The 26,746-nt window shown below is 58.1% G+C and carries 27 protein-coding genes; 15 read left to right on the top strand and 12 right to left on the bottom strand.

The features are described 5' to 3' along the window. Nucleotides 1-81 precede the first annotated feature (81 nt). Complete coding sequence (locus K529_RS10440; RefSeq protein WP_046002625.1) at nucleotides 82-2,121, bottom strand: DEAD/DEAH box helicase; 2,040 nt, start codon at nucleotides 2,119-2,121, stop codon at nucleotides 82-84. 229 nt (nucleotides 2,122-2,350) lie between these two features. Between K529_RS10440 and K529_RS10435 the strand changes: the two genes are divergently transcribed. The 4 genes from K529_RS10435 (at nucleotide 2,351) to K529_RS10420 (ending at nucleotide 4,942) form a co-directional block, all read left to right on the top strand. Further along, nucleotides 2,351-2,875: a MarR family winged helix-turn-helix transcriptional regulator gene (locus K529_RS10435; RefSeq protein ID WP_005631901.1), complete on the top strand. Its 525-nt coding sequence runs from the start codon at nucleotides 2,351-2,353 to the stop codon at nucleotides 2,873-2,875. Continuing rightward, nucleotides 2,876-3,634: a DNA alkylation repair protein gene (locus tag K529_RS10430; RefSeq protein WP_005631903.1), complete on the top strand. Its 759-nt coding sequence runs from the start codon at nucleotides 2,876-2,878 to the stop codon at nucleotides 3,632-3,634. A 24-nt stretch (nucleotides 3,635-3,658) separates the two neighbouring features. Further along, entirely contained in the window at nucleotides 3,659-3,997 is a 339-nt protein-coding gene (locus K529_RS10425) for a DUF6616 family protein (RefSeq protein WP_005631905.1), read from the top strand. Between the two features lie 138 nt (nucleotides 3,998-4,135). Then, nucleotides 4,136-4,942 (top strand): M48 family metalloprotease, encoded by an 807-nt coding sequence (locus K529_RS10420; RefSeq protein ID WP_005631908.1) that lies wholly within the window; start codon nucleotides 4,136-4,138, stop codon nucleotides 4,940-4,942. 97 nt (nucleotides 4,943-5,039) lie between these two features. On the opposite strand, the gene K529_RS10415 is transcribed toward K529_RS10420, so the two are convergent. After that, on the bottom strand, nucleotides 5,040-5,960 hold the full coding sequence (locus K529_RS10415) for a manganese-dependent inorganic pyrophosphatase (RefSeq protein ID WP_005631911.1): 921 nt from the start codon (nucleotides 5,958-5,960) through the stop codon (nucleotides 5,040-5,042). Between the two features lie 113 nt (nucleotides 5,961-6,073). Here K529_RS10415 and K529_RS10410 point away from each other — a divergent pair, with 113 nt between their 5' ends. Then, complete coding sequence (locus tag K529_RS10410; RefSeq protein WP_227512257.1) at nucleotides 6,074-6,847, top strand: hypothetical protein; 774 nt, start codon at nucleotides 6,074-6,076, stop codon at nucleotides 6,845-6,847. 22 nt (nucleotides 6,848-6,869) lie between these two features. Here the strand turns inward: K529_RS10410 and K529_RS10405 are convergent, their stop codons facing one another. Further along, nucleotides 6,870-7,778 (bottom strand): TraB/GumN family protein, encoded by a 909-nt coding sequence (locus K529_RS10405; protein WP_046002626.1) that lies wholly within the window; start codon nucleotides 7,776-7,778, stop codon nucleotides 6,870-6,872. A 137-nt stretch (nucleotides 7,779-7,915) separates the two neighbouring features. After that, nucleotides 7,916-8,953 (bottom strand): TraB/GumN family protein, encoded by a 1,038-nt coding sequence (locus tag K529_RS10400; RefSeq protein ID WP_227512258.1) that lies wholly within the window; start codon nucleotides 8,951-8,953, stop codon nucleotides 7,916-7,918. Between the two features lie 104 nt (nucleotides 8,954-9,057). On the opposite strand from K529_RS10400, the gene K529_RS10395 reads away from it, so the two are divergent. From K529_RS10395 to K529_RS10365, 7 genes are all read left to right on the top strand, one after another. After that, the gene (locus K529_RS10395) at nucleotides 9,058-9,756 is read left to right on the top strand and encodes a DUF2161 domain-containing phosphodiesterase (protein ID WP_005616558.1); all 699 of its coding nucleotides are present in this window, start codon (nucleotides 9,058-9,060) and stop codon (nucleotides 9,754-9,756) included. Nucleotides 9,757-10,008: 252 nt separating this feature from the next. Then, a complete protein-coding gene (locus K529_RS10390; RefSeq protein ID WP_005616557.1) occupies nucleotides 10,009-10,296 on the top strand; it encodes a co-chaperone GroES in 288 nt (95 codons plus the stop codon). A 60-nt stretch (nucleotides 10,297-10,356) separates the two neighbouring features. After that, nucleotides 10,357-12,000, top strand: a complete 1,644-nt coding sequence (gene groL, locus K529_RS10385) for a chaperonin GroEL (protein WP_005616555.1) — start codon at nucleotides 10,357-10,359, stop codon at nucleotides 11,998-12,000. 715 nt (nucleotides 12,001-12,715) lie between these two features. Next, nucleotides 12,716-12,970, top strand: coding sequence for a hypothetical protein (locus K529_RS10380; RefSeq protein WP_005616551.1), 255 nt, complete (start codon nucleotides 12,716-12,718; stop codon nucleotides 12,968-12,970). Nucleotides 12,971-13,169: 199 nt separating this feature from the next. Continuing rightward, nucleotides 13,170-14,045 (top strand): DMT family transporter, encoded by an 876-nt coding sequence (locus tag K529_RS10375; RefSeq protein WP_005616548.1) that lies wholly within the window; start codon nucleotides 13,170-13,172, stop codon nucleotides 14,043-14,045. Between the two features lie 51 nt (nucleotides 14,046-14,096). Then, a complete protein-coding gene (locus tag K529_RS10370) occupies nucleotides 14,097-14,879 on the top strand; it encodes an esterase/lipase family protein (RefSeq protein ID WP_005616546.1) in 783 nt (260 codons plus the stop codon). Between the two features lie 3 nt (nucleotides 14,880-14,882). Continuing rightward, nucleotides 14,883-16,040 carry an alpha-D-ribose 1-methylphosphonate 5-triphosphate diphosphatase gene (locus K529_RS10365; RefSeq protein WP_005616544.1) on the top strand — a complete coding sequence of 386 codons (1,158 nt, stop codon included), beginning with the start codon at nucleotides 14,883-14,885 and terminating at the stop codon, nucleotides 16,038-16,040. Nucleotides 16,041-16,223: 183 nt separating this feature from the next. On the opposite strand, the gene K529_RS10360 is transcribed toward K529_RS10365, so the two are convergent. After that, complete coding sequence (locus K529_RS10360; protein ID WP_005616542.1) at nucleotides 16,224-17,321, bottom strand: 5-(carboxyamino)imidazole ribonucleotide synthase; 1,098 nt, start codon at nucleotides 17,319-17,321, stop codon at nucleotides 16,224-16,226. Further along, nucleotides 17,314-17,802, bottom strand: coding sequence for a 5-(carboxyamino)imidazole ribonucleotide mutase (gene purE, locus K529_RS10355; RefSeq protein WP_005616539.1), 489 nt, complete (start codon nucleotides 17,800-17,802; stop codon nucleotides 17,314-17,316). The genes K529_RS10360 and purE overlap by 8 nt, the downstream gene beginning before the upstream one ends. 273 nt (nucleotides 17,803-18,075) lie before the next feature. On the opposite strand from purE, the gene K529_RS10350 reads away from it, so the two are divergent. Both K529_RS10350 and K529_RS24125 read left to right on the top strand, forming a co-directional pair. Continuing rightward, nucleotides 18,076-18,966 carry a PhzF family phenazine biosynthesis protein gene (locus tag K529_RS10350; protein ID WP_040641902.1) on the top strand — a complete coding sequence of 297 codons (891 nt, stop codon included), beginning with the start codon at nucleotides 18,076-18,078 and terminating at the stop codon, nucleotides 18,964-18,966. Between the two features lie 164 nt (nucleotides 18,967-19,130). After that, nucleotides 19,131-19,589 (top strand): GFA family protein, encoded by a 459-nt coding sequence (locus K529_RS24125; RefSeq protein ID WP_080929615.1) that lies wholly within the window; start codon nucleotides 19,131-19,133, stop codon nucleotides 19,587-19,589. On the opposite strand, the gene K529_RS10340 is transcribed toward K529_RS24125, so the two are convergent. The 4 genes from K529_RS10340 to K529_RS10325 form a co-directional block, all read right to left on the bottom strand. Further along, the gene (locus K529_RS10340; protein ID WP_005616532.1) at nucleotides 19,586-20,101 is read right to left on the bottom strand and encodes a DUF6653 family protein; all 516 of its coding nucleotides are present in this window, start codon (nucleotides 20,099-20,101) and stop codon (nucleotides 19,586-19,588) included. The two genes, K529_RS24125 and K529_RS10340, sit on opposite strands and share 4 nt — an antisense overlap. Before the next feature lie 109 nt (nucleotides 20,102-20,210). Further along, nucleotides 20,211-21,695, bottom strand: coding sequence for an inorganic phosphate transporter (locus K529_RS10335; protein ID WP_005616530.1), 1,485 nt, complete (start codon nucleotides 21,693-21,695; stop codon nucleotides 20,211-20,213). Between the two features lie 257 nt (nucleotides 21,696-21,952). Beyond that, nucleotides 21,953-22,177, bottom strand: a complete 225-nt coding sequence (locus K529_RS10330) for a DUF1150 family protein (RefSeq protein WP_005616529.1) — start codon at nucleotides 22,175-22,177, stop codon at nucleotides 21,953-21,955. A 3-nt stretch (nucleotides 22,178-22,180) separates the two neighbouring features. Then, nucleotides 22,181-22,594: an Hsp20 family protein gene (locus K529_RS10325; RefSeq protein WP_005616528.1), complete on the bottom strand. Its 414-nt coding sequence runs from the start codon at nucleotides 22,592-22,594 to the stop codon at nucleotides 22,181-22,183. Between the two features lie 195 nt (nucleotides 22,595-22,789). Between K529_RS10325 and K529_RS10320 the strand changes: the two genes are divergently transcribed. Continuing rightward, the gene (locus K529_RS10320) at nucleotides 22,790-23,014 is read left to right on the top strand and encodes a YdcH family protein (protein ID WP_005616524.1); all 225 of its coding nucleotides are present in this window, start codon (nucleotides 22,790-22,792) and stop codon (nucleotides 23,012-23,014) included. A 97-nt stretch (nucleotides 23,015-23,111) separates the two neighbouring features. On the opposite strand, the gene K529_RS10315 is transcribed toward K529_RS10320, so the two are convergent. Both K529_RS10315 and K529_RS10310 read right to left on the bottom strand, forming a co-directional pair. Beyond that, nucleotides 23,112-24,830: a bifunctional sulfate adenylyltransferase/adenylylsulfate kinase gene (locus K529_RS10315; RefSeq protein ID WP_005616522.1), complete on the bottom strand. Its 1,719-nt coding sequence runs from the start codon at nucleotides 24,828-24,830 to the stop codon at nucleotides 23,112-23,114. Between the two features lie 209 nt (nucleotides 24,831-25,039). Further along, entirely contained in the window at nucleotides 25,040-26,722 is a 1,683-nt protein-coding gene (locus K529_RS10310) for an adenylate/guanylate cyclase domain-containing protein (RefSeq protein WP_005616520.1), read from the bottom strand. Nucleotides 26,723-26,746: the final 24 nt, after the last annotated feature.

Genomic DNA, 26,746 nt, shown 5'->3' with positions numbered 1-26,746 from the left:
GGGCGGGCGATGGATCGCCACAATGCAATACAGCGCCCCCGAGCGAGGGCGCTGTTTCATATCCGTACGCTGTCGCGGCTTTTACCCTTTTCGACCCGGAGGGGTGAAGCGCTTAGATGTGTTGGACGCATCAGAGCGGCGGGCTTTGTTCTTTTTGCTGCTTGGTTTACCTTTTGGGGGCGGCGGACCTTTGGGTTTTTCGAACTTCGGCTTGTCCCCACGAGGTTTATCTGCACGGGGCTTGTCGAATTTAGGTTTGTCGCCGCGCGGCTTGTCCCCACGTGGTTTGTCAAATTTGCCCTTTTCGGAACGCTCACCACGTGGCTTGTCATAGGCCGGTTTGTCACCAGCGGGACGGGGCTTGGCCGGGCGGGGTTTCACGGGCCGGTCAGCAGCGTCATCGCGACCGCGATAGGGTTTGCGGTCGCTGGAGTAGTCGCCCCCACCTTTGCGTTCGCCCTTATATCCGGGCTTGCTACCGCCAAAGCCGCCGCGCCCACCGCCCTTGCGGAACGGAGGCTTGCTGCGCTCAGGCAGGTTCGGGGCCTCGTTCAGGCGCTCAAGTGCGGAGCCATCATCCAGCGCCATGTCACCACCGAGGGTTGCCATGAAACCTTCGACCTTGTCTTCGGCAATCTCGGCATAGCTTTTGTCGCCGACGATGCGAATGGCACCAATAGCAGTTTTATCAATGCCACCGGCCTTGCACAGCATCGGCAACAGGCGGCGCGGATCTGCGCCGGCGTCCCGACCGCCCTCAATGGCGAACCAGACTGACGGCCCAAAGGGCGCGCGGTCTTCTTTTTTCTTGCGGGCATCCACCGAGGCCACATCGGTCAGCTCTTCCGGCGCGGAGCGGGCGGCGGACCACAGGCGCAGATAGCCAGCGGCCAGCTGCTCGGGCGAGAAGCTCTCGACCAGTTTAGCCAGCGTTTCCGCCTGGCTTTCGGGGGCCTCTTCGGTCCAGACAGCGTCGGACAGCATCCGCTCCATGTCGCGGCCACGCACCTCTTCGGCGGAGGGCGCATCGACCCATTCCGCTGACAGTTTGGCATCGCGCAGCAGGCGCTCTGCTTTGCGTACGGAACGCGGCGTCACCATCAGGGCACTTGTACCCTTGCGGCCCGCGCGGCCAGTGCGGCCAGACCGGTGCAACAGGGTTTCATGGCTCGACGGCAGATCAGCATGCACTACCAGATCGAGGTTCGGCAGGTCGATGCCGCGTGCTGCCACATCGGTTGCGACGCAGATTCGGGCACGCCCGTCACGCATGGCCTGCAAAGCGCCTGCGCGTTCGGATTGCGACAACTCGCCAGACAATGCCACAACTTGAAAACCGCGGTTCGACAGACGGGTCAGCAAGCGGTTCACTGCGGCACGGGTATTGGCAAAAACGATGGCGTTAGGAGCCTCGTGAAACCGCAGGACGTTGATGATCGCATTCTCGATATCATGGGGGGCAACCACATGAGAGAAATAGGAAATATCGCTGTGCTGCTCGGACTTGTTGATTGTTGAAATCCGTTGCGCGTCATTTTGATAGGTCTGCGCCAGCGCGGCGATCGGCTTTGACACGGTGGCCGAAAACAGCAGGGTCTGGCGATCTTCCGGGGTCTCTTCGAGAATGAACTCCAGATCCTCGCGGAACCCGAGATCAAGCATCTCGTCCGCCTCATCCAGAACCACGGCGGCCACGCCACTCAGATCGATGGAGCCACGAGTGATGTGATCGCGCAAACGGCCCGGTGTGGCGACAACGATATGCGCCCCACGTTCAAGCGCACGGCGCTCGTCGCGCATATCCATCCCACCCACGCAAGAGGCCAGAACTGCGCCTGCATCGCCATAAAGCCAGCTCAGCTCGCGCTTTACTTGCAGCGCCAGTTCGCGGGTGGGGGCGATAACCAGAGCCAACGGACTGGCGGCACGTTCGAACTGACCGTCCTCATTCAGAATGGTAGGTGCAATGGCGAGGCCGAAGCCAACTGTTTTACCTGAACCGGTTTGGGCGGACACCAAAAGATCCGCACCTGCCAGTTCCGGGTCCGAGACCGCCTCCTGAACAGGGGTGAGAGACGTGTAACCACGGCGCTCCAGCGCCTGCTGCAAGGTGGGTATCAAGAGGGGGATCCGTTCGTATCACAAAGAGGGCACTGTCCTGCGCCCGTTGGGTCAAGATCGTGCGTATAACGCAAGGCTGAGGCTTTGTATAGCACATCTCATGCGCCATAGCTGCATGGCTGTGTTGCATTTGTGCGAAGTGGCCATCCACCGGGCTGAGGGGATGTGGTTTTATTTGGTGTGTTCTTAGAGCTTGATTATAGTATGGCACCTGATCATAAGGTGCCATATGGAATCGCTGGAACAAAAACATATCTCAATGATCGCAGAGGCACAGAGGCGGGGCCGGGGGGATGCCGGTGGCATTCGTCTCTGTTTTGAAGTGCTGGCTTTGGCAAGCGCAATAGACCGCTCGTGCGCCCTCCGGCTTGCACCGCACCGATTGTCCGAAGGGAAATTTGTGTTGCTCTCCCTGTTGCACGATCGATCCGAAGGGCTCGCCCCGCATGAGCTTGCGACGCGGGCGGGGGTGACGCGCGCCACGGTAACGGGCCTTCTCGATGGGTTGGAGCGCGACGCATATGTGGCCCGGCAGGCCCATCGTGAGGATCGGCGCAAGATCTTGGTGACGCTGACACCCTCCGGGCAAGTCTTGGCAGACGCGCTTTTTGACGAGCACAGCCAGTGGATTGCATCGTTGTTCGATGGGTTCGAACCACGGGATCGCAAGACGCTCTCAGACCTGTTGGCGCGGGTCAGGCACAATCTGGCGGAGGGTGAACACACCGATACGCCGAGCGCTGATGGTGCCTAGATGCGTGTTGCAGACATCCCGTCAGAGCGCCTTAACCTGTTAAACTCGGGTCAGGCCGAGTCCACGGCACTTGCGGAATGTCTTGCCGTGGATTTTGCAGCGCTCATGCGCGCAACCTTTCCCGACATCGGGCAAGAGCGGCTATCGGCAATGCAAGCCGCCTCCGGGGCCGGGATCACGCGCCGCATGGCCTTGGCGGCGAAGTTGATCCACGACGCCTACCCGCAGGGCATGGTCGCAGCGCTTCGTGAGCACAAGTCGGACACTCTGCGCGGCTGGGCTTGCTATCTCATCGCCACACAAGAGGAGATGATGCCCCTGCGCACACGGCTTATGTCCATGCGATGTCTGGCAGATGATGCACATTTCGGGGTTCGCGAATGGGCGTGGCTTGCGGTGCGCCCTTATATTGCAGCAGACCTTGATGATGCGATTTCAGAATTGAGCGTCTGGGCACTTGATCCCTCCGAGCGCATTCGACGTTTCGCATCAGAGGCCATTCGTCCTCGCGGTGTGTGGTGCGCGCACCTTACCCCGTTACGTCAACGCCCCGAGCAGGCTCTGTCGGTTTTAGAGCCCCTGCGAGCGGACCCTGCGGCCTACGTACAGCATTCCGTGGGAAATTGGCTCAACGATGCCAGCAAGGATCAGCCGGGATGGGTGCAATCTCTATGTGATCGCTGGCAACAAGAGAACGGCACTCCGGCCACAGCCCGTATTTGCAAACGTGCTCTGCGCTCTATCGCAAAAAAGAAATAAACGTGATTTCAAAGGACTACATCCATGACGCATTATTTAGCTGAGCTTTACTCCCCTAAACCCGCGTGGCTGAACCTTGATGCCGAGGCGCGGCGTCAGTTTTTTGATGGGATCGGTGCCGGCATGGGGCCTTTGATGGAGCTTGGTATCGAGCCGCTGGCGCTGGGCAAGGTGGATGCAGATATGCTTCATGCGCCAACGCAGCAGTTTTTTGCCATCTGGCGCGCACCCGATGCAGTGGCCATGAGGGTATTGGTGGACGGGATCGCCGCCTCTGGTTGGCACGACTATTTCGACACGGTGAATGCGACCGGCGTCGGACATGATTTGAACGCCCATCTGGCACAGCTCGCCGCCGTTTGAGCAGTTTGCAGGCTGCACATCGCTGCCGGGGGTATGCCTTCGGCAAAGCGGTGGCTTCTTTCTCTTGTGGTGGCAGCGGGGGGTGGTAATCTCTTGGCGATCTAGTCTTGGCGTGCCGCCAGATGCAAAAGTAGAGAGATGATGTTAAACCGTTTTTCGCGCTTTCCCTTACCCGCGTTGATGGTGGCGGGACTTCTTACAGCGGTCTCCTGTGGAACAACCTACGAGTTGCCGGATACGGGAGGTGCATACTCTGACGAAGCCGCGCGGCTTTTTGCCGAGGCGCGCCAAAGCCCGCCCCCGAAAACCTTGTCGCGCAGCGCCGCTGAGGCACGTTTTGCGCGTGTCGAGCCTCGTGTGATGCGTGCGGGACGTGAGACCTGTTTGCGGCTCAAGACCGGTGTGAATTGCAACGTCGATATCGCCATTGATCGCGAGATGGATGAACGCAACGCCTATTTCACCTATAAAAATGGGCAACCTATCATTCGGATCTCCTTGCCGCTTATTCAGGACACCGGAAGCGATGATGAGGTCGCTTTTGTGCTGGCGCATGAATATGGGCACCTGATCGGCAGGCATGTCGAAAAGCAGCAACAACAAGTGCTTGCCGGTGCGCTCATTGGTGGCGCGCTGGCCGGTATTGTTGGCGACAGCAGTGATGCGGTGGGGATCGGGATGGGCGTTGGCGCCAGCGCGGGCGGAGTTGTCTATTCGCAATCGTATGAGTTGGAAAGCGACACGCTTGGAACCCGGATCGCTTATGATGCGGGCTATGATCCGGTCGAGGGCGCAAAGTTTTTCGCGCGGTCAGAAGCAGCTCGCGGGTCGGGGGGCGGCTATTCGATTTGGGGCACCCATCCACCAGATCGCAGGCGCGTAGCGACAGTTCTGGCAACCAAAGCCCAAATCGATGGTCAGGTCGGTCTGCGCAACGCCAACTGAGTTCCCGTCTGGGATCGGCAAAGTTCGAAACAGAAACCAAAAAGGCCCGCTGAAAGCAGCGGGCCTTGCTCTTATCTGCAGGTGGTTGTGCTGTCTATCAGACCTTGAGGTTCGGGATGATCTGCTTTTTGCGTGACATCACGCCCGGCAGCACCACGAGGTCACCCTCAACTGTGGAACCAAAGCTCTTTTCTGCCACGGTTTTCACCAGATCATTTGGCACCAGCAGGGTGGCTTCTTCTTTCAGGATGTCGACAACGAACAGCAGCACCTGATCAACGCCGTCTTCGGCCTGCACGGTTTTGAACGTCTCCATCAGGCTGTCCTTGCGGCCCAATGGGATTTCCGGTGCGGTGGTTTCCAGAACGGAGACGCGGAACTTGGTGCCGTCGACCTCATATTCCTTGGAGTCCATACGGATCAACTCGGCGTCGGAAAACGCAGAGACATCGGATTTGGCGGCGAACATCTCGGCCGCGTAGTCAGCAATGTCGAGGCCGAGGTCTTTGGCCAGCTTTTCCGCCACGGCGCGGTCATGCGGGGTTGTGGTGGGGGAGCGGAACTCCAGCGTGTCCGACAGAATGCAGGTCAGCGCGGCACCTTTGATGTCCTCGGGCATGAGGTCTGCATCGGTGCCCATCAGATCATGCATGATGGTGGCGGTGCAGGCCAGCGGGCGCACGGTGATGTCGATTGGGCCTTTGGTTTCCAGACCACCGACCAGTTTGTGGTGATCGATGATCGCACGGATATCGGCAGAGTTGATGGAGGCAGGCAGCTCTGCCGGGTTGTTGGTGTCAACGATCACAACCGGTGCGTCGGCGTCAACGTCGGCGATGATGGCGGGCTTCTCAAAACCCCAGCGCTTCAGCATGAAGGCGGCTTCGGTGTTGGGTTCGCCCAAGAGGACGGGGGTTGCCGCTTCGCCTTTCACCTCGTTCAGATACCAAGCCCAGACGATGGCGGAGCCGGTGGAATCGGTGTCGGGAGATTTGTGGCCGAAAACTTGAATAGTCATGAATACGATCCTGTCTGACGGGGTCTGTTGCCGCGCCTTATAACAGGGACGCATGGTTTGTCACCCCGCGTCAGTCGCGCCCCCGGTTCCTGCGCAGCGCATGGCTGGGTTCGGTGTTGGCGCGCCCCTGCTTGCTCGGAAATGCCTCATATGCCTATCCTGATATGTGGCACTTGCCGTATCCCTTAGTCGTGGAGATATTTCAAATGACGAGCACATTTCAAAACCGAATTGCCAGCGCGGTTATTCTTCTCTTGGGCGCGACCTCTGTATTGGCCGAGGACAACAACGACGCGGTAAAGAGCGATGCCTCGCCACAGCCATTTTACAGCGGCAGTTGGCGCAGCGTAGATGTCGACAAACAGTGGATCATCAATGGCCTGACTGAGCGCCGCCTGATCAAGATTACATGCGAGGGGGTTTCCAACGATCAGGAGTTTCCCAGCTTTTTGCTGGTGACAGAGGCCGGGGAGTACCGCTGGCCGATCAACGAAAGTGGTGCGGCGTTTGTAGAGGCGCGACAACTCGCGCTCCGTGAAGCGGGTGCAGGTCAGGTCGTGCAATGTGACTGGGTGGCAATACGCGATTCTGGTGCACTTCTAGATACGGTCCATGTTGATGTACGTCCCGGCGATAACATCCTGCTGGGTGGCTTCGCCAAAGAACGTGAGTTTTCCATCGCGTTTTACAGCACTGCAGGGTGCAGCGATCTGTCGGCGCAGCTCTATATCGATAATGCGCCCTTGGTTACCGTTGATAATCAACCACAGCTTCTTACCCCCAATGCCAGTTATGTTGGCGCGGGGCAGGTCGTCGAAGCAAAAATTAACGGGCTCTGCGCGCAAAACGCCATCCCGATCCTTGCATTCTCTCTGGCGGGGCGCTGACCGGGCATGATCACAGGCGTGATCAGTCTTGTGCTGGCGTCAGTTGATACCCGGCGCGGCGCAACATGTTCAAAAGCCCGGTGTCCCCCGCCAAATGTGCAGCCCCCACCGCAACAACAAGACGTGGCTCCTGCCGCGCGGTGAGCCGTTTGACCCAAGCGCGATTGCGCTTTTCCAGCACAACGCGATCGAAACTTGCCAGGAGTCGATGCACTTCTCGGCGGGGCACGTCGAGATCGCGGTAGATCATCCAACTCAGCAGGATGCGACCTTCTGTGAGACGACCGTCGAAGAAGGATTCTGACAGGGTGATGTAAAGGTCTTCGTGGCGGGTTTCGCTGCGCAGATCAAAACGCAACATCTTGACCTGATCAGGCAGCGGCATTGAGGCGAGCGCCGCCAGTCCAGCCTCTGGGGCTTCTAATCCCAATGTCGGGGTGCCGGCGGTTCGGGCGGTGCGCTCGATGCGGTCGTCCAGCCCCCGCCGGCTGCCAAAGCCGCGCTTGCGGCAGTCGGTGCCCGTGAGGAAATCCGAGAGATACCACGGCTGCATTCTCGCAGCTGCCTCGGGTGCGATCCCAAGCACCGCGAGGCGCGCGGTTAGAAGCTTCCAGTCGTCTGCGGGCATCATTCGATCAAGTCGCTGACCGGGGGGCAGCAGAAAATACCGGGCAAAAGCACTTTGGTCACTATCGGCCGCGATCATTTGAGGCTCGGTCACTTCCAGAAAGACCGCGTTCGCCTGACGGATCAAAGGCCGTATGCGCCGCATTATGGATGACATGCGCGCATCGCCGCTGTGTTGGGTGCCGATCACATCGATACGTTGCGCGCCGCGCGTTGCAATCCAGTGATTTCCGAGGGCATAGGGCACTTTGGCCAGATCAGCGTCAAGTCGCGCCCGGGCGCTGTCGGTCAGGTGATCACGCAAATCTATGCCCCCGCATCGGGCGGCGGCGTCCGTTGCGCCAGTTCCAAGGGAGAAGGACGCCAGGAGCAATATCACAGCCGCGCTGCGTAGCCCCTGTGTCAGCCGCTGAAGTAAAGGCTGCTTTCTCAATCGGGCAATCACAGCGGTGCCCTTTCGATCTGGTAGCCTTCGGCCTCCAGCAGGGCCAGCACGCCTTGGTCGCCGGGCAGATGGGCAGCCCCGATGGCAATGACCAATTGCGCACCCTCCGTCTCTTCGATTACGGGAATCCAATCGCGGTTGCGCTGATAAAGGAGCGTTTCCAGCAACTCGTCGAGTTGAGCCTGACGCTCCGCTACAGGTATCTCGCCTTCGGCCGTAAGAAACTGCTTGAGCTGCAACAGGGTGTATTCCTGTACATCGCCGTCAAAATAGCTCTCTACCATCGTGTAGAAATCATCCGGCCCAACCCCCATCATGGCGATGTAGCTACGCAGTTCTTCGACTTGTTTCTCCAATGGCGCCGCATCCAGCATTTGAAACAGCCGAAGCGGATCTTCGAGCGACAATGTTGGCACATCCGCCGCTTCGGCAACCTGCATCAACTGTGCATCAAGGCCGTCGGTCACATCTTTTATGGTGCGGGCGCATTGCGGAACCGACAGCGACAACGACAGAAACCACGGGCGCATCTTTGCGGCCATGAAGGGCGGAATGCCTGCAGCACTGGCTTGAGCCGCGATATGCCGCCAATCCTCTTGTGGCAGCCGGTCAATCAACGTTGGCCCATCAGTGATGAATACCATCGAAGGCGTCTCAGCCAGCGCGCGGTTTAGCCGGGCTTTGTCCTCTCGGTTCACTTCCAAAAGCACAGCATCTGCGTGTTCAATGGCTGGGGTCATATGTGCGACCAGCGCGTCGTGACGAGGGTCATTCAGATGCATGGTACCGATGATATGCAGCCGACGCTCGTCTTTGGTTGCAATCCAGCTCAACCCTTTTGCATAGGGCGTGCGAGCAAGCTCGTCATGAACCTCGCGAAGCAGTTCGTGCGAAGCAGTCTGGCGCAGATCCGTGCCTTTGCAGGCTGCCTGAAGTGGGTTCGCTACGCTTAGGGGCAGCAGACAGATCGACGCGCTGACCAACAGGCGGCGAACCCTTGGGGCAGTGCGCCACGGTTTCAAAGGTCGCGCCAACCAGCCCCCTATGGGACGGAGGCGAGAGAATAATCCAGTCATGACGCACCGCTCGAAATTTTCCTGTTGTGCTACATTGCCATTGCGACCGGGGCGGGGCAAGCATGGCCGTGATGGAACGTGAACAGGATCTATATGCCCCGGTCAAAGCGCTGCTTGAGGCGCAAGGCTACGAGGTGAAGGGCGAGGTCGGGGCTGCCGATGTGGTCGCGATCCGCGGTGGCGAGGCCCCGGTGGTTGTAGAGCTGAAACTGCGCTTTTCGCTCAGCTTGTTCCATCAGGCGATTACGCGACTGGCGCTATCAGATACGGTATACATCGCTGTACCGCGCCCCACCGGCAAAGTCGCGCGCAGAACACTCAAAGACAATCTTGCACTCTGCCGCCGTCTGGGGCTGGGGTTGATCACTATACGTGCGGATGGTCGTACTGAGGTTCATTGCGATCCCGGACCTTATGCGCCGCGCAAATCCAAGGCGAAAACTGCACGCTTGCTGCGCGAATTTGCGCGCATCCAGGGCGACCCTAATGCCGGTGGGGCGACACGCGGCGGGCTGATGACAGGGTATCGTCAGGATGCGCTGACCTGCGCATTGCATCTTTTGGAATACGGCCCCGCTCGAGGCGCAGATATTGTCAAAACCACTGGAATCGCGCGTGCAACGCAAGTGATGTATTCCAATCATTACGGCTGGTTTGAGCGGGTAGAGAAGGGAATTTATGCGCTGACCGATAAGGGGCGAACTGAGCATCAAAACTGGCTCTTAGCCACACCGCAACCCGTCCAGCCAAAGACGAAATGACCTGAAGGCCTTTTGATTTTCTTCTAACCAGAAATATCCAGGGGAGTGTGAGGGGCAGCGCCCCTCGCATACGCCAGCCTGGGCTGTCACAAGGAACCGCAAATTTTCTGGTCGCCTGATGTTGACTCGCGATTTCGCTATGCCTAACTATCCCGCAGTTAGCACTCGACTGAGGTGAGTGCTAACGTCTCCGCGGCCCATTCTGGGCGTGGGGAAAGGAAAACACTTTGAGCCTTTTGAGGAGCTGCAAAGATGGCATTGAAACCGCTTCATGACCGTGTGCTGGTTCGCCGTACCGAAAGCGAAGAAAAAACCGCAGGTGGTCTGATCATTCCCGACAGCGCCAAGGAAAAACCGTCCGAGGGCGTTGTTGTCGCGTGTGGCGAAGGTGCACGTAAGGACAGCGGCGAGCTGATCGCGATGGCCGTGAATGAGGGTGACAAAATCCTCTTCGGCAAATGGTCCGGCACCGAAGTCACCGTCGACGGCGAAGAGCTGCTGATGATGAAAGAAAGCGACATCATGGGTGTGATCGTCTGAGCTCCGCTCCGACACACCCCACATCGCGCAACACTACAGTATTCTCAAGGAGACTGAAAAATGGCTGCTAAGGACGTCAAATTCGACACCGATGCCCGCAACCGTATGCTGAAGGGTGTGAACACCCTCGCAGACGCTGTTAAAGTGACCCTCGGCCCCAAAGGCCGCAACGTGGTTCTGGAAAAATCCTTCGGCGCACCGCGCATCACCAAAGACGGTGTTTCCGTGGCCAAGGAAATCGAACTGGAAGACAAGTTCGAGAACATGGGCGCGCAGATGGTGAAGGAAGTTGCTTCCCGCACCAACGACGAAGCCGGTGACGGCACCACCACCGCGACCGTTCTGGCTCAGTCCATCGTTCGCGAAGGTCTGAAGCAGGTTGCAGCGGGCCTGAACCCGATGGACCTCAAGCGTGGCATCGATCTGGCAACCGACAAAGTTGTCGAAGCGATCAAAGCCATGGCGCGCGAAGTCAAAGACTCCGACGAAGTTGCACAGGTTGGCACCATCTCCGCCAACGGCGAAGCTGAAATCGGCCGCCAGATCGCGGATGCGATGCAGAAAGTCGGCAACGACGGCGTCATCACCGTTGAAGAAAACAAAGGTCTGGAAACCGAGACCGATGTTGTCGAAGGCATGCAGTTCGACCGCGGCTACCTGTCGCCCTACTTCGTGACCAACGCCGACAAGATGACTGCAGAGCTCGAAGACTGCCTCATCCTGCTGCACGAGAAGAAACTCTCCTCCCTGCAGCCGATGGTTCCGCTGCTCGAGCAGGTGATCCAGTCCCAAAAGCCGCTCCTCATCATTGCTGAGGACGTTGAAGGTGAAGCGCTGGCAACTCTGGTTGTGAACAAACTGCGCGGCGGCCTGAAAATCGCAGCAGTTAAGGCACCGGGCTTCGGCGATCGCCGCAAGGCCATGCTGCAGGACATCGCGATCCTGACCGGTGGTCAAGTGATCTCCGAAGACCTCGGCATGAAGCTCGAGTCCGTGACCATGGACATGCTTGGCACCGCCAAGAAAATCCAGATCACCAAAGACGAGACCACCATCGTTGACGGTGCGGGCGAGAAAGCAGAGATCGAAGCACGCGTTGCTCAGATCCGCGCTCAGATCGAAGAAACCACCTCTGACTACGACCGTGAGAAGCTGCAAGAGCGCGTTGCCAAACTGGCAGGCGGTGTTGCTGTGATCCGCGTCGGCGGCATGACCGAAGTGGAAGTCAAAGAGCGCAAAGACCGTGTGGACGATGCTCTGAACGCAACCCGCGCAGCTGTGCAGGAAGGCGTGATCGTCGGCGGTGGTGTTGCTCTGGTTCAGGCCGGTAAGTCCCTCGAAGGTCTGACCGGTGTGAACGCAGATCAAAACGCAGGTATCGCCATCGTGCGCCGCGCGCTCGAAGCACCGCTGCGTCAGATCGCTGAAAACGCAGGCGTCGACGGCGCTGTGGTTGCAGGCAAGATCCGCGAATCCGAAGACAAGAACTTCGGCTTCAACGCGCAGACCGAAGAATATGGTGACATGTTCTCCTTCGGCGTGATCGATCCGGCCAAAGTGACCCGCACCGCACTGGAAGACGCAGCCTCCATCGCGGGTCTGCTGATCACGACTGAGGCCATGGTTGCAGACAAACCGGCCAAAGAAGGCGCGGCACCTGCAGGTGGCATGCCCGACATGGGCGGCATGGGCGGCATGATGTAAGTCACGCCATCCAGTCTTGGATGATGGCTCCTCGGGGCCGAAAGGGTCGCCTTTGGGCGGCCCTTTTTTGTGTTGCGACGGCCTGAAGTCGCTGTCGCGTCAGCGCAGGAGGTGCAGCTAGGCCAGTGTCTGCCGCGTAGCTTATGCAGGGCGGCCCACTCGGGGGCGTGACGTGCAAGTATCGCTGCCACATGGTGGCGACCTGTCCCGGATGCAACTTGCGTTTTTGTCATCTGCGCTTCTTTCGTCGTTCGCCCTCGGCAGAGTTGCCGAGCGGCCACAGTGATTGTGTCGGCACAATTTATCGCTACCTGACTTTTGTACCGCCATGTTACGAGACGCCTGTGTTCAACCCAAGGCAGAAGGAGGCACCTATGACCAATTTTGTGATCAAGATGCGCTCTACCGCTGTTTGGGCCGATCAATTTGGTGCAGGCCTATACGTAGGCGGCGCATATATGGGTCGACCAGCAGGCACCTGCTGAACGATCTCATTCGATCGGCTCTGGATTGAGCTGAACACCACTTCCACTTGTTGATAGATCTTTGAAGTTCACTCGCTCTTGGCGTGTGCTTGTGATGTTTTTTATCACAGGTTTGCTCGCACTTGAGGGGATTTCAACACCTCCGCTCACGCATCGGGCATCAGTGTATCGATCCATCACTTTTCAAACTCAACACGATAGGAGCCCCGGCGTGCCGGGGGAGAGTATTTATGACGCCTAACCCTGTTTTGCCTGATATGGCACCCAACCCTATGCTTGCTCGCCTTGTTGTCGAGGAACACTTCCGCAACCTCAGCCTGATACGTCGGTTGGTGCTGGCGGTGCGAATGATCCTGATCACGCGGCCTCCGCGTGCTGGTGTGATCGATGCAAGCCTCAATGCGCATCTTCGCGCGGATATCGGCTTACCATCGACATATGATCGTGCAGATCCGCCGAAATGGTATCCTCCTCCCATTTTCTAAAGCGGCCGGGGCAGAGATGATCTCTGCCCCGGTGCCGTGGATGATACCAACGGTGAGGCAAAGGGTGGGCTATTGATGCGCAACCAAGCGGGGTGGTCCACAAGTTTGTGTCTGACTGTTCCTTGACAAAGCGGCGCGTGGCGGGCTCGTTGCCCGAGGCCTCTTGAAGGTCTGTGAAACTATTGCGTTGGACATATCCATGCGGCTGATCGCCCTCACAACACTCGTTATGATCGCTTTTGCGGCGAATTCCATTCTGGGACGATGGGCGATCGGACCGGGGCATATGGACGCCACTGGTTTTGGGCTGTTGCGATTGGCGTCCGGGGCGGTGATGCTCTGGGCCTTGTGTCTCGTGCAGGGACAACGCCCGACCGACGGTTGGCGACGATCGTTGGCCGGAGGTGCTTCGCTCACCCTTTATATGGTTGGTTTCTCAGTGGCTTATGTCGCGCTGGATGCGGGGCTTGGCGCTTTGGTGCTGTTTGGCGTTGTGCAGGTTTCGATGTTTGGCTGGAGCCTCGTGCGGCGTGAGCCTGTATCAGCGGTGCAAATTCTTGGTGCCTGTGTCGCACTTGCGGGGCTTGCGTATGTGGTGTGGCCGGGCGGAGAAACCGCCGCACCGCTTTGGGCTGTCCTGTTGATGGGGGCAGGGGGGCTTGGTTGGGGCATTTACAGTCTGGTGGGACGAGGCACGACAACGCCGCTTGCCTCCAGTGCTGTGAATTTCCTGCTTGCGACTGGAATGATCCTGCCCGTGGTCTGGTTCTTGAATGGCGGCGCTGTGGTCACAGCTTTTGGCTGTTTGCTCGCGGTGATCTCTGGTGCGGTGACGTCGGGGCTGGGGTACGCTCTGTGGTACCGGGTCTTGCCCCAGATACCCGCCCCTGTGGCTGCCACGGTCCAATTGAGTGTGCCTGTCATTGCCATTCTTGCAGGCGCGGTGATCCTTGGCGAACCCGTGGGTGCCCGATTGCTGTTAGGCACGGCTGCTGTGCTAGGGGGGATTGCAACGGTGATCCTGTGTCCTGCACGCCCACGCAGGAGGGTTCCAGAAGAGCAGGGGCTTTCCTGATCGTATGACAGTGCCTATGTGCTGTGAATGATCAGACAATGCCTTGCTTTTATGCTTCTCAGTCTTGCCTCGCCGCTTTGCGCACAAGAGGCACCTCTACAATCGCATATACCCGAAATCAGTGATGTGGAGGCGCAGAAGGGATGCGTGATCCTGTTGCATGGCCTGGCGCGCACTGAAACCTCTTTTCTGTTGATGGAAGAAGCCCTTGTGGCCCGAGGCTATGAGGTTGTGCGACCGGGTTATCCTTCGACGGAATACACGGTTGAACGCCTTGCGGATGCGGTGCTGCCGCGCGCCTTTGATGCCTGTACACAGGAACCGGTCAATCTGGTCACCCATTCGATGGGCGGTATTCTGGTGCGTTACTGGCTGTCTCATACCCGGCCGGTGACACTTGGTCGTGTAGTGATGCTTGCGCCTCCCAATCAGGGTAGCGAACTGGTCGACGAGATGGGCGATTGGGCGGTTTTTGATCTGATACACGGGCCCGCAGGGCGAGAGCTGGGAACTGGCCCAAACAGCCTGCCGAAACGCTTGCCGCCAGTGGATTATCCGGTTGGCGTGATCGCGGGCAATCAGTCGTTGAACCCTGTTTTCTCTGCGCTGATCCCCGGATCGGACGATGGCAAAGTGTCGGTTGCAAGCACAGCGGTTGATGGGATGAAAAGCCAGTTGGTCCTGCCGGTGACCCATACTTATCTGATGAACAACCCGCGTGTGATTGCACAGGTGGTGCAGTTTCTCGAAACCGGGAGTTTTGAGCCTTCGCTTGGCTGGCTCGATGGGGTATTGGGTCGCGATTGGGATGGTGGCCTCAACGGGTTGGACTAGGACATGAGTGGACAGGGAACGGTTGCGTTGCGGTTGGTGGGCGCAGATGTGCTGCGCACAGACGGTTTGGAACTGGGCGGGGCAATAGGTCTTGCAGATGGTGTCCTGCAAGATGTCCGTGAGGCCAGAGAAATTGATCTCAGCGGTTATCGCATCCTGCCGGGTATTATTGACCTACATGGTGACGGTTTTGAGCGCCACGTGGCTCCGCGTCGCGGCGCAATGAAGCAGATGGCTGAGGGCATCCGCGCGACTGAGGCCGAGCTTGCCGCCAATGGCATCACCACAGGTGTACTTGCGCAGTTCTACTCCTGGGAAGGGGGCTTGCGCGGACCAGAGTTTGCCACCGAGGTTTTTGCCGGAATTGCCGAAGTGCGCGAGCATTTGGTCACCGATCTCATTCCGCAATTGCGGTTTGAAATCCACCTGCTTGATGCCTATGCGGATCTACCGGAGCAGATTTCAAAATGGGGTGTGCCCTATGTGGTGTTCAATGATCACCTGCCGCATGATCGGCTTGCAGAAGGAAAAAAGCCCCCTCGCCTGACCGGTCAGGCGCTGAAGGCCGGGCGCAACCCGGAAAAGCACTTTCAAATGCTGCTGGACCTGCATGCCCGCAAAGATGACGTACCTGCCGCTCTGGATGCGCTTTGTAAGATACTTAACGACAAGGGCGTCCAGATCGGGAGCCATGATGATCACACCGCAAATGATCGGGCAAACTGGCGAGAACGGGGCGCACGGATTTCAGAGTTTCCCGAGACCGCTGAGGCCGCCGAAGCGGCACGGGCTGCGGGGGATCACATTATTCTCGGCTCACCCAATGTGGTGCGTGGGGGCAGTCACAAAGGCAATGCCTCCGCATTGGATCTGATAACCATGGGGCTGTGTGATGCACTCGCGTCAGACTACCACTACCCAAGCCCGCGCCGTGCTGCGCTGATGTTGGAAAAGTCGGGGCTTTTGCCTCTGGAGCGCGCTTGGGGGCTTGTGTCCTCTGGTCCGGCCCGGGTGCTCAGTCTGAGGGATCGCGGGACACTGGAAGCAAGCAAGCGCGCCGATCTGGTGATCCTTGATACGCAGGATCAGGTTGCGGCAACCCTCTCGGGCGGATGTGTGAGCTACATGAACGGAGCGATTGCAGCACGTTTCCTGGGCTGAGAGCGCATCCCAATAGGCTTTCATCTTTTCATAAATATCTCGCGGGTTTGGGGGCAGCGCCCCCAACTCCGACCTGCACCACATGCGCCTGCAGCGGGCAGGGACGCGCCGCGCGTCAGGCCCTTATGGGCCCTCCGTGCGGCGCAGTCATTCGGCCATATGGCCAAATGACTAGGGCTCTCGTCAGTACCCGTCGCGACCTTCAGTGTGGATTACACGGTTGACATGTCCCATCTTGCGGCCGGGTTTGGCCTCGGCCTTACCATAGAGGTGGATCGCACAATCCGGGTCGCGTGCGAGGTCGGCAATGCGTTCGACGTCTTCACCGATCAGATTCTCCATCACGACATCGGCGTAACGCGCACCATTGCCGATGGTCCAACCGGTAATTGCCCGAATATGCTGTTCAAACTGGTCGATGGTGCAGCCTTCTTGGGTCCAATGACCGGAGTTATGGACCCGGGGGGCGATCTCATTGACCACCAGCCCATGGCCTGTAACGAAAATCTCAACCCCCAGAACGCCGACATAATCCAGCGCGTTCAGGATTTTACCTGCCATGAGAACCGCGTCCATACTCTGACCGGTTGTAAGGTTCGCAGGAACAGTGGTGGTGCTGAGGATCCCTTCGAGGTGAACATTCTCACCGGGATCATAGCAGGCCACTTTACCGTTGAGGCTGCGTGCGGCAATGACCGACACCTCATGGCTGAAGGGCACGAACCCCTCAAGCACAGCCGGAGCACCCTGCATTGCGGCCAGCGCTTCAGGGGCTTCTTCGGGGTGCATAATGCGCATCTGCCCCTTACCGTCATAGCCAAAGCGACGGGTTTTCAGGATCGAAGGCGTGCCAACCTGTTCGAGCGCGGCATCCAAGCTGGCAGCGTCATTGACCTCAGCAAAGGGAGCCGTCGCAAGGCCCAGATCTTGAAGAAACATTTTTTCTGTCAGGCGATCTTGCGACACCCGGAGCGCCTCGCGACCTGGGCGGATCGGTTTCAGATCCTCAAGGATATCGAGAGCCGAGGTGGGGATATTTTCAAACTCATAGGTGATCACATCTACCGTTTCGGCAAAGGCCCGCAGCGCAGCTTCGTCCTCATAGTCCGCAGTGGTCACCTTGTCGGCAACATGGCCTGCAGGCGGATTGGCAGCAGGTTCAAAAATATGGGTGGTAAAGCCGAGCCGTGAGGCTGCAACAGACAGCATACGACCAAGCTGGCCACCGCCAAGGATGCCAATAACGGCACCGGGTTCGAGGATTTGGTCGAGATCAGTCATCGGTTGGCTCCTCGGGGATAGATGCGGCAAGGGCATCGCGCCACGCATCAAGGCGGGCTGCTAGTTCTGGATCGCCTGTGGCGAGAATGCCCGCTGCCATCAGTCCTGCATTGGCGGCACCGGCGGCACCGATCGCCATGGTTGCAACCGGAAAACCCTTTGGCATCTGGACGATGGAGTAAAGGCTATCCACACCGGAGAGCGCGCGGGTTTGCACCGGTACCCCCACCACAGGTACGCGGGTCTTGGATGCCATCATGCCGGGCAAATGCGCCGCACCACCTGCGCCCGCGATAATAACATGCAGGCCGCGATCGGCCGCGGTCTTACCGTAGTCCCACAGCCGATCCGGCGTGCGGTGGGCCGAGACGATGCGCGTCTCATAGGCCACGCCCAACTCGTCAAGGATGTTGGCTGCTTCCTTCATCGTGGGCCAGTCGGACTGGCTCCCCATGATGATCCCTACTTTGATGTCGGCCATATCTCGCCTCTACAGTGGAAGGAGCGCGCACCTTAGCGAAAATGACCAAAATGGCAATGCGTTGCGACGCGAGATTTGCTGCGGTTGCGAAGAACCCTCTGCCAAACGGTGCCGGGGTTTATCAGTTGTGCGTTGGTGCGGCCCGCCCGGCGGGTCGCGCATATCTCTTTGTTTGCTGCGTGCCGTCTCAATTGTATCGGCACAGCGCTACAGCTTGAGCTTTGCGGGCATGGGTGTTTGCCTGTCGAAAATCACTATCTCGGGACACAAAAGATGCCAGAATTTCCATTTGACTGGGTCGATGCCTTTACGGACCGCCCCTTTGGTGGCAACGGCTGTGCGGTGGTGCATGGCGGAGCTCAGCTCCCCGAGGAGGTTGCCTGCGCTTATGTGCGGGAAACCTCGCTGGTTGAATGTACGTTTACCGGCCCCTCGGACATCGCAGATGTCAAAGTGCGGTATTTCCTCGCGAGCCGGGAGATCCCTTTTGCAGGACATCCTACCATTGCTACGGTTGCAGCGATGCGGGATCGCGGGCTGATCTCGGGGCAGCAGATCACGCTGGAGACAGCTGCAGGAATTGTGCCTGTTGAACTGGACGGTGATCAAATCGTGATGCAGCAGGTTGCCCCGCACTTCGGCCCGTGCCCGGACCTTGAACTGGTGGCGGCAGCCATCGATTTACCTGAGGCAGCAATCCTCGGTCAGCCGCAACTGGTGTCAACCGGTCTTCCGTTCTGCATTACGGTACTGAGGGATCAAGATAGCCTGAGGGCGGCGCGTCTGAATGCAGCAGCGATGGCGCCATTGGGCGAGGCTCTGGGCGCGGATGGCCAAGATGTGATGGAGCCGTTTTTGGTGACGCTCGAGGGGTTTACGCGCGTTGGCGATACATTCTCGCGCTTGTTGATGCTGCCGCCAAGCCCACCTGAGGACCCCTTCACGGGCTCAGCCACTGGCGCGATGGCCGCGTATCTTTGGCGTCACGGCTTGATGACAAAGCCAAGCTTCATTGCCGAGCAGGGGCATCTGATGGGGCGGCCCGGTCAGGCGCATGTATCACTTGTAGGGCGTCCCGATGCGCCAGATGGCATCCGCGTAGGAGGAAAAGGCTTTGTCTTGATGCGCGGCTCAGTAGACCTGCCGGAAGCGCTGCTGGATTAGGGATATGGCATAGTCATCTGGTTGATCTGCGCCTATGCGGTTCTGCCTCTCAGTTGGGTTGAGCGCGGCACGCGCCCGCAGGGCGCGTGCCGCGCTGGTCGCTTCGGTCTCAGACCGAAGCGAAATATCTTAAACACGCCATTACGAAACTTGGCAGGCCCTAAATGTTCATGTTATGTTCCTGCCATCTGATCACGTATTGGCCAGCGACAGGGAGATGCCATATGATCGAAGGAAGTTGTTGTTGTGGAGTGGTAAAGTTCACTCTGAATGCGCCGCCATCCATGATGGGGACGTGCCATTGCACGCGTTGTCGAAAGCTGGGTGCAAACGTAATGGTTTTTATTCACCGTGATAGTCTGACATGGCGACAAGGGCGGGATAATATTGCGCTCTATCAACCGGAAGCGCCGTATAAATATGCGCGGTGTTTTTGCAAAACCTGCGGAACGTCGCTTGGAGAGATCCTGTCAAACGAAGACAGCTTTCCCATTTCGGCTCAAACACTCGATACCGATCTCGATATCCGTAACCGGTTCCATGAATTCGTTTCAGAGAAACCTTTGTGGTACGAAATTTGTGACACTGCCGAACAGTTTGAAGGGCACCCGGAGATGTCTTAGTCTGGCTGGCTAGGGTGGTTTATCTGACATCGTGCTGCATCCTCAGATATCCAGACCATCCGATCCAGCATCCAGAGTTTGCCGAGCATCGCCGCTGCAAGCCCTGTGAATGTCAGGCCGGGTGAGAGCAGGACCAGACCCAGAAGATAGATCAGTCCTCCAGCGCCGCTGATAAACGTAAGCATTCGCACAACAGGGCGATGGTGCTGCAATTCGGGCGCATCCTTCTGACGCAGCCAGATCTGTTCACCGAGCACACCATGCGACATCCAATTGTCGGTGCGCTTGGGCGTGGCAAAGATGCGCGGGTTGAGCCATGTCCAGACAAGAACCAACAGGATAGGACCGAGTGCCCCCCAGCCTAGCCAGATGCGACTCCAGACCGCTAAGGCGAAAAGCGGCAGCACGGTCAGACGGCTCCACCCGCTCCATGGGTTGCTATGGCGGGCCCAAACTTGTGGCGTCATGCCCATTGCAGCTTCGGTGCGGTGAAAAACATCCTGTTTGGGCATGTTCACGTGCTCCTTCTCGTCCCTGGAATACTAGCGGGCATTGCGCAAAAACAAAACGACCCGCCGGTTGGGCGGGTCGTTTGAAAATTTCAGCAAGTGTTGGCCGCGCCTAGCCGACCATGCGGTTGATCAGGATGAACAGCACACCAGACAGTGTCGCGGCAGCGGGAACTGTGATCACCCAAGCCGCGATGATGGTCATGAAATGCGAACGGCGCACCAGTTTACGGCGGCGGCGCTCATCCGCGCCGATCCGGGGCGCATCAGGTGTGATGGTTTTGGTTTTCCGCATGCGGCGCTCAGTGTCCCATTCGCGGAAGAAGCCCACACCAAAGACGCCACCAATCGCGATATGCGTGGAGCTTACCGGCAGGCCAAGCCAGCTTGCCACAATCACCGTGATCGCTGCCGAAAGGGCAACGCAATAGGCACGCATGGGGTTCAACTTGGTGATCTGACTGCCAACCATACGGATCAGCTTGGGCCCGAACAGGAACAATCCAAAGGAAATCCCAAAAGCCCCGATGATCATGACCCAGAAGGGAATCGAAACGGCATGAGTGAAGTCACCCGAAGTCGATGCCTGCACGATGGCCGCCAAGGGGCCGACCGCATTGGCCACGTCGTTGGCACCATGCGCAAAGCTCAACAGGGCGGCAGAGACGATCAGCGGGATCGAGAACAGGATCTTCAGAGATTTATTCCGGTTCTCAAGACCTTGAGACTGTTTGCGGATGATAGGGATCATAACCAGCCAAATTAAGATGGCGACTGCCGCGCCAATCATAAGCGCCTGCGACAGGTCGATTTTGATCAGCTTCTTGAGACCTTTCACCGCGAGATAGGACGCAAACGCACCGCCCATGATGCCCACCAGAACGGGAACCCAAGTCCGGGCGGCCGCGATCTTATCCTCACGGTAGATGATGCGCGACTTGATGAACCACAGGAATGCGGCTGCGATCAGACCACCCAACAGTGGAGAGATGACCCAGCTGGCCGCAATTGCACCCATCTTGGCCCAGTTCACAGCAGCAAACCCCGCGGCTGCGATGCCTGCACCCATCACTCCGCCCACAACCGCGTGGGTGGTCGACACTGGCGCGCCGATCCATGTGGCCAAATTCACCCAAAGTGCCGAAGCCAGAAGAGCCGCAAGCATAGCGGCGATGAACATGGAGGAGGTGGCCATGGTCTCGGGCGAGATGATACCTTTGGCGATGGTTGAAACCACATCACCACCTGCGATCAATGCGCCCGCGCTTTCAAAAATGGCGGCGACAACGATGGCAAAGCCCATCGACATCGCATTAGCACCCACCGCAGGCCCCATGTTGTTGGCAACATCATTTGCCCCGATATTGAGCGCCATATAGGCCCCAAAAGCGGCGGCGATCACGACGATCACCGTGTTGTTGGCATCGCCCAGCATCAGCCCGGTCGCGGTGGCGACGATCAGGATAAACACAAAGGCGATCCCGAGCCCGACGTTGGATCGCCCCACATAGGCCGTTGCCTGTTCCAGCGAGGACAGACGAGCAAGGTCGCGGTCCAGGGTTTCAAGGTGACGCGGCTCTAGGTCGTTTTGGGACACCCGTCCTCTCCATTCGTTTTTGCGCGCCGTGTCTGTAACGGTTTTGTAACAGCCGGGCAACGCATATGCCGGGTCGAAGTCTTGTGTGACCGGTGTTTTTCACATTGAGAACCGCCACACCAATGGCTGGGGCTGGTGGCATCTAGCCTCAGTGAATGGCGGAACCCATTGGTGCTGCTCAAAATAAACCCCCGCAACCTCAGGGAGGTGCGGGGGCGTGGCAACGACGAGGCGCTGCGAAATTTATAAACTGGATGTCAGTGAACAGCGACCGGCGCGTAATCGTGTTGGCGGGCCAGTACAAAGGCCATCTTGCGATCCGCAACGAGCGCGAGTTGTTCGCCCGCCTCATCATGTACCGCATATAGCTGCGTACGTCCCGGCACCGAGGCCTGAACATCTTTGGGCAGATCGGCAACTGCGACAGTCTTGACGTAGACGGTGCGCCCGCCAACCTGAGCCATTTCTACAGGTGTCTGCATGATTTACCCCTTTTTGATATTGATGGTTTGCACAACGGTTTCGGGACGCGAGCGGGTCAGATCCACATGGAGTAGACCGTTTTCCATCACGGCTTCGCCAACTTCGACGCCATCAGCCAATACGAACATGCGCTGGAACTGACGCGCGGCGATGCCGCGATGCAAGAAGATGCGCCCGTCCGAGTCGTCGCGCTGACGGCCACGAATCACGAGTTGCCGGTCCTCGACCGTAATCGCCAGATCCTCTTCCGCAAAACCCGCCACTGCGAGCGTGATGCGATACGAATGATCGGAGGTCTGTTCGATATTATAGGGAGGGTAGCCTTCATTGCCGGATTTGGCAGAACGCTCCAGCAGGCGTTCCAGTTGCTCGAAGCCCAGCATATGCGGGTATGAGCCCAAGGTAAGTTTCGACACTGTTTTCTCGTCCTTAATTCGAAAGCGACGGTTTCTTGCGGTCCCAATCTGGCAACCGCCGTGTTATAGGATATGGGATGTATCTGCCGTTTCACAAGTCCCGGGTTCACCTTTCCCTCCACAGTCGCCCCTAGCGCTGCGATCTGAGGGAGCCTAATATGCGTACTGTTTCACTGTCCTTAACAAGAGTCGCAAATGAACAAGCGGTCTGATCTGGCAATGGCCAACGAAGATGTCCTCCGGGTAGAGCTGGAGGTGTTCCGTAGGGAACATCGCGATCTCGACGAGGCCATTCAGGCGCTCGAAGAGAAGGGCACGGCGGATGCGCTGACGATTCGGCGTCTGAAAAAGCAAAAGCTGGTGCTGAAGGACAAAATCGCACTGATCGAAGACCGGCTGTTGCCTGATATTATTGCCTGACTGCGACCTCGCTGTTCCAACATAGTTGCAAACATGCGCGGGCAACAAAAAACGGCCCGCACAAAAAGGCGGGCCGTTGGTCATAACGGGGGAGTGATCAGTTTCCGTTGATCAACCCCATGCTTTCGAGCTTCAAAAGTACCTGATGGGCGCAGTTGTCGACCTCGACATTCTCGGTCTCGACGCTCAACTCGGGGTTCTGCGGCACGTCATAGGGGTCGGAGATCCCGGTGAATTCCTTGATCTTGCCTTCGCGCGCGAGCTTATACAGACCCTTGCGGTCGCGGCGCTCACATTCCTCGATCGAGGTGGCGACATGGACCTCGACGAAGGCACCGAATTGCTCGATTTCTTCCCGCACATGGCGACGGGTGGCCGCATAGGGGGCGATCGGCGCACAGATGGCGATACCGCCGTTTTTGGTGATCTCAGACGCCACATAGCCGATACGCTTGATGTTGAGATCGCGGTGCTCTTTGGAGAAGCCCAGCTCGGAGCTGAGGTTTTTCCGCACGATATCACCATCCAGAAGCGTCACTGGGCGGCCACCCATCTCCATCAGCTTGACCATCAAAGCGTTTGCGATGGTGGACTTGCCGGACCCTGAGAAGCCGGTGAAGAAAACGGTGAAACCTTGCTGCGCGCGTGGTGGCTTGGTCTTGCGCAGCTCTGCCACAACCTCGGGGAAGGAGAACCACTCAGGGATTTCCAGACCTTCGGCCAGGCGGCGACGCAGCTCGGTGCCGGAGATGTTGAGGATCGTGACGTTGTCCTTGTCCTCGATCTCGTCGTTGGGCTCGTACTGGGCGCGTTCCTGCACATAGACCATGTGCTTGAAGTCGACCATTTCGATGCCGATTTCTTCCTGATGGGCACGGAACAGATCCTGTGCGTCATAAGGGCCATAGAAATCTTCACCGGCGGAGTTTTTGCCGGGGCCGGCGTGGTCGCGACCCACGATGAAATGGGTGCAGCCGTGGTTTTTGCGGATGATTCCATGCCACACGGCCTCGCGCGGGCCCGCCATACGCATTGCCAGGTTCAGCAGGCTCATCGAAGTGGTGGCCGCCGGATATTTGTCCAGCACGGCCTCATAGCAGCGCACGCGGGTGAAGTGATCCACATCGCCCGGTTTGGTCATGCCGACCACCGGGTGAATGAGCAGGTTGGCCTGCGCTTCACGTGCGGCGCGGAAGGTCAGCTCTTGGTGGGCGCGGTGCAGCGGGTTGCGGGTCTGGAAGGCCACGACCTTGCGCCAGCCCAGCTTGCGGAAATAGGCGCGCAGCTCGTTCGGCGTGTCGCGGCGGGCGCGGAAATCATAATGCACCGGCTGCTGGATGCCAGTGACTGGGCCACCGAGGTAAATTTTACCTGCGGTGTTGTGCAGGTAATTCACTGCCGGGTGCGCGTCATCATCCGCGCCAAAAACCATCTCGGCCTCGCGGGATTTGTTAGGCTCCCAACGGTCGGTAACGGTCATGGTGCCGAGGATTACGCCTTCCTGATCACGAAGGGCGATATCCTGACCGATCTCGATGGAGGCTGCAAAATCTTCGGATACGTCCAAGGTGATTGGCATGGGCCACAATTGGCCATCCGCAAGGCGCATGTTTTCTACAACACCATTGTAATCCTCTTCGGAGAGGAAACCCTTGAGCGGGTTGAAGCCGCCATTCATCAAAAGTTCTAGGTCGCAAATCTGGCGCGGGGTGAGGTCGTGGCTGGTCAGTTCCGCCGCTTCGACTTTTAGCTTTTGTGCGGAATCATAAGATACATAAAGCTCCGGGATTGGAGCCAGATTACTCGACATGGGCATAAGAAATCTCTCTCGTCTTGCGTCGCTCTCGCAATGGCAGCGCTGGGTTTGGGCAATACTCGTTGAGCGTGACGAATGTCTAGCGGTGCGGGGGAAAAAAGGAAAATATGGGCCTATTCTGTCGTGTTTGGGCCAGTGGTTATGGAAATGGTTCGGGATTTAGAACAGCATTCGCGGGGCACTGCAATACGCCGATCAAAGCTACTCATTCAACTGTGTGAATTTGAACCTAGAATGATTTTCTGAAGGTGAGATGCGCGTTCGAGCGGCAGTGCTTTTACGGCTTTCTCAACCCCTCTCAGTTGAAACTGCTGATACTCTGCTTCTGATTGCGACAAACTGGCGGCCTCAAACACATCCCGCGAGACCAGAAGTTCGACCCCAAGCTCCTTGGTTTTTGCCTCAAGACGGCTGGCGGCATTTACTGTTGCACCGATCAATGTGCGGGGGGCATGCCCTGCTGCGCCGATCTCCCCCAAAACAACGGTTCCCGTGTGCAACCCCATACCGATGCGAATGGGGGCTTCGCCCTCAGAGGCCAACAACCGGTTAAACCGAGCCAAGGACGCGCCGATATTTGCGGTGGCGGTCAAAGCGGCCTGTGCCGAACTCGCGGTGTCATCTGTTTCGAACAAGGCCAATAACCCATCGCCCATATATTTATCGACCGCCCCCCCGGCTTTGGTGACCTCTGGGACGATTGCGTCAAAGAACCGGTTCAAAAGGAAAACAACATCATACGGCAACAAATCCGCAGATCGCGCGGTAAAGCCGCGAATGTCGAGGAACAAGACCGCGATGGTTTTCTCCTCGCCCTGTGTGGCATGTATCTGGCGGCGCCCCTTGGGGGTGTAGAGACGCTTTACCGACATCGCCGCGTTCGGTTTGATCTGGCAGGCAAGGCGCATATTGTCGGGCGCTTTGATCGCAGCCAGGCTGCGCGCCTCTGCCGCATTCGGAGGCGGAAGCTCATCGCCGCCTGCCAGCACCATCACCCGACATGTCGTGCAACGCCCCTTGCCGCCGCAAAGGGAAGGGTGGGGGATGCCCTTCATTTGGGACATTTCCAAGAGCGTCAGCCCTCTGTCCGCGACAATTTCTGGACCGTTCTCATAGGTGATACGCACGGAACGCGTGCGGCGGATGAGGCGTCTCAGGCCAAAGGCTGCCAATGCCACAAACAGCAGGGAGAAAAAGATGCAAACGCCGATATTGGTGACCGTTGCCAGATGTGCAAATCCAGCCGTATCAGGCCAGTTGTAATCTTCCATGATCTGTTGGGCGAAGCCCTGTTCTGCAAAAAATCCCCACATTCGCCGCCCTTCGGTCACCAGTCCGGCAAGCGCAAGGGTGGGCATAACAACCGCAATACCGATCATGTAGGGAACCAGCGCCCCCCACCAACGGGTCAGGCGCAGCCACATATGGATACCAATGCATCCATGTATCCATACCGCCAGCAGCAGCAGATACTGATGTAAGGCTTCGGGGCCGGACCACAGCATCAACACAACAGAGGACATTTCGTCCTCATACCCCTGAACGCGCGCCGCGTAATTGGTGTGTACGATATGCTGGATCAGTTGCAGTGGGATCAGCACGCCGAGGAGCAATTGCAGCCACTGTGTGAAGGTCATTCGCAAGGTGCGCCGCATCGCAACCTGCCAAAGCGCTAGACCCGCATGGACTAAGAGAGACCCGTAAAGGAGCACTTGACCGGGGGGGCTTTTGCTAATGGGTTCGCGAATCTCTTGCACTGCTTCCATCAAATCGGGCGAAACGAGGCCCGCCGCGACATTCAAGAAGTGAAAGAACGCAAAGGTGAACAGCACAAGGCCGGAGATAAGCCGACTGCGGTGAATCCAGTTTCCCTGCCAAAGTGCTTGTGTCACGCTTGATATGCCTCACGTCCGCGG

It is taken from the genome of Tritonibacter mobilis F1926 (assembly GCF_000376545.2).
In the GTDB taxonomy this organism is placed as follows: Bacteria; Pseudomonadota; Alphaproteobacteria; order Rhodobacterales; family Rhodobacteraceae; genus Epibacterium; species Epibacterium mobile.
This window is presented reverse-complemented; position numbering and strand designations above follow the sequence as displayed.

Excerpts from the sequence above, each read along its gene's own strand:
- K529_RS10380 (WP_005616551.1), top strand. The coding sequence starts at position 12,716 with ATGACGCCTAACCCTGTTTTGCCTGATATGGCACCCAACCCTATGCTT.
- K529_RS10315 (WP_005616522.1), bottom strand. The coding sequence starts at position 24,830 with ATGCCCATGTCGAGTAATCTGGCTCCAATCCCGGAGCTTTATGTATCT.
- K529_RS24125 (WP_080929615.1), top strand. The coding sequence starts at position 19,131 with ATGTTCATGTTATGTTCCTGCCATCTGATCACGTATTGGCCAGCGACA.
- K529_RS10435 (WP_005631901.1), top strand. The coding sequence starts at position 2,351 with ATGGAATCGCTGGAACAAAAACATATCTCAATGATCGCAGAGGCACAG.
- K529_RS10375 (WP_005616548.1), top strand. The coding sequence starts at position 13,170 with ATGCGGCTGATCGCCCTCACAACACTCGTTATGATCGCTTTTGCGGCG.
- K529_RS10420 (WP_005631908.1), top strand. The coding sequence starts at position 4,136 with ATGATGTTAAACCGTTTTTCGCGCTTTCCCTTACCCGCGTTGATGGTG.
- K529_RS10430 (WP_005631903.1), top strand. The coding sequence starts at position 2,876 with ATGCGTGTTGCAGACATCCCGTCAGAGCGCCTTAACCTGTTAAACTCG.
- groL (WP_005616555.1), top strand. The coding sequence starts at position 10,357 with ATGGCTGCTAAGGACGTCAAATTCGACACCGATGCCCGCAACCGTATG.
- K529_RS10350 (WP_040641902.1), top strand. The coding sequence starts at position 18,076 with ATGCCAGAATTTCCATTTGACTGGGTCGATGCCTTTACGGACCGCCCC.
- K529_RS10360 (WP_005616542.1), bottom strand. The coding sequence starts at position 17,321 with ATGACTGATCTCGACCAAATCCTCGAACCCGGTGCCGTTATTGGCATC.
- K529_RS10395 (WP_005616558.1), top strand. The coding sequence starts at position 9,058 with ATGGCCGTGATGGAACGTGAACAGGATCTATATGCCCCGGTCAAAGCG.
- purE (WP_005616539.1), bottom strand. The coding sequence starts at position 17,802 with ATGGCCGACATCAAAGTAGGGATCATCATGGGGAGCCAGTCCGACTGG.
- K529_RS10425 (WP_005631905.1), top strand. The coding sequence starts at position 3,659 with ATGACGCATTATTTAGCTGAGCTTTACTCCCCTAAACCCGCGTGGCTG.
- K529_RS10370 (WP_005616546.1), top strand. The coding sequence starts at position 14,097 with ATGCTTCTCAGTCTTGCCTCGCCGCTTTGCGCACAAGAGGCACCTCTA.
- K529_RS10365 (WP_005616544.1), top strand. The coding sequence starts at position 14,883 with ATGAGTGGACAGGGAACGGTTGCGTTGCGGTTGGTGGGCGCAGATGTG.
- K529_RS10330 (WP_005616529.1), bottom strand. The coding sequence starts at position 22,177 with ATGCAGACACCTGTAGAAATGGCTCAGGTTGGCGGGCGCACCGTCTAC.
- K529_RS10415 (WP_005631911.1), bottom strand. The coding sequence starts at position 5,960 with ATGACTATTCAAGTTTTCGGCCACAAATCTCCCGACACCGATTCCACC.
- K529_RS10320 (WP_005616524.1), top strand. The coding sequence starts at position 22,790 with ATGAACAAGCGGTCTGATCTGGCAATGGCCAACGAAGATGTCCTCCGG.
- K529_RS10340 (WP_005616532.1), bottom strand. The coding sequence starts at position 20,101 with ATGCCCAAACAGGATGTTTTTCACCGCACCGAAGCTGCAATGGGCATG.
- K529_RS10390 (WP_005616557.1), top strand. The coding sequence starts at position 10,009 with ATGGCATTGAAACCGCTTCATGACCGTGTGCTGGTTCGCCGTACCGAA.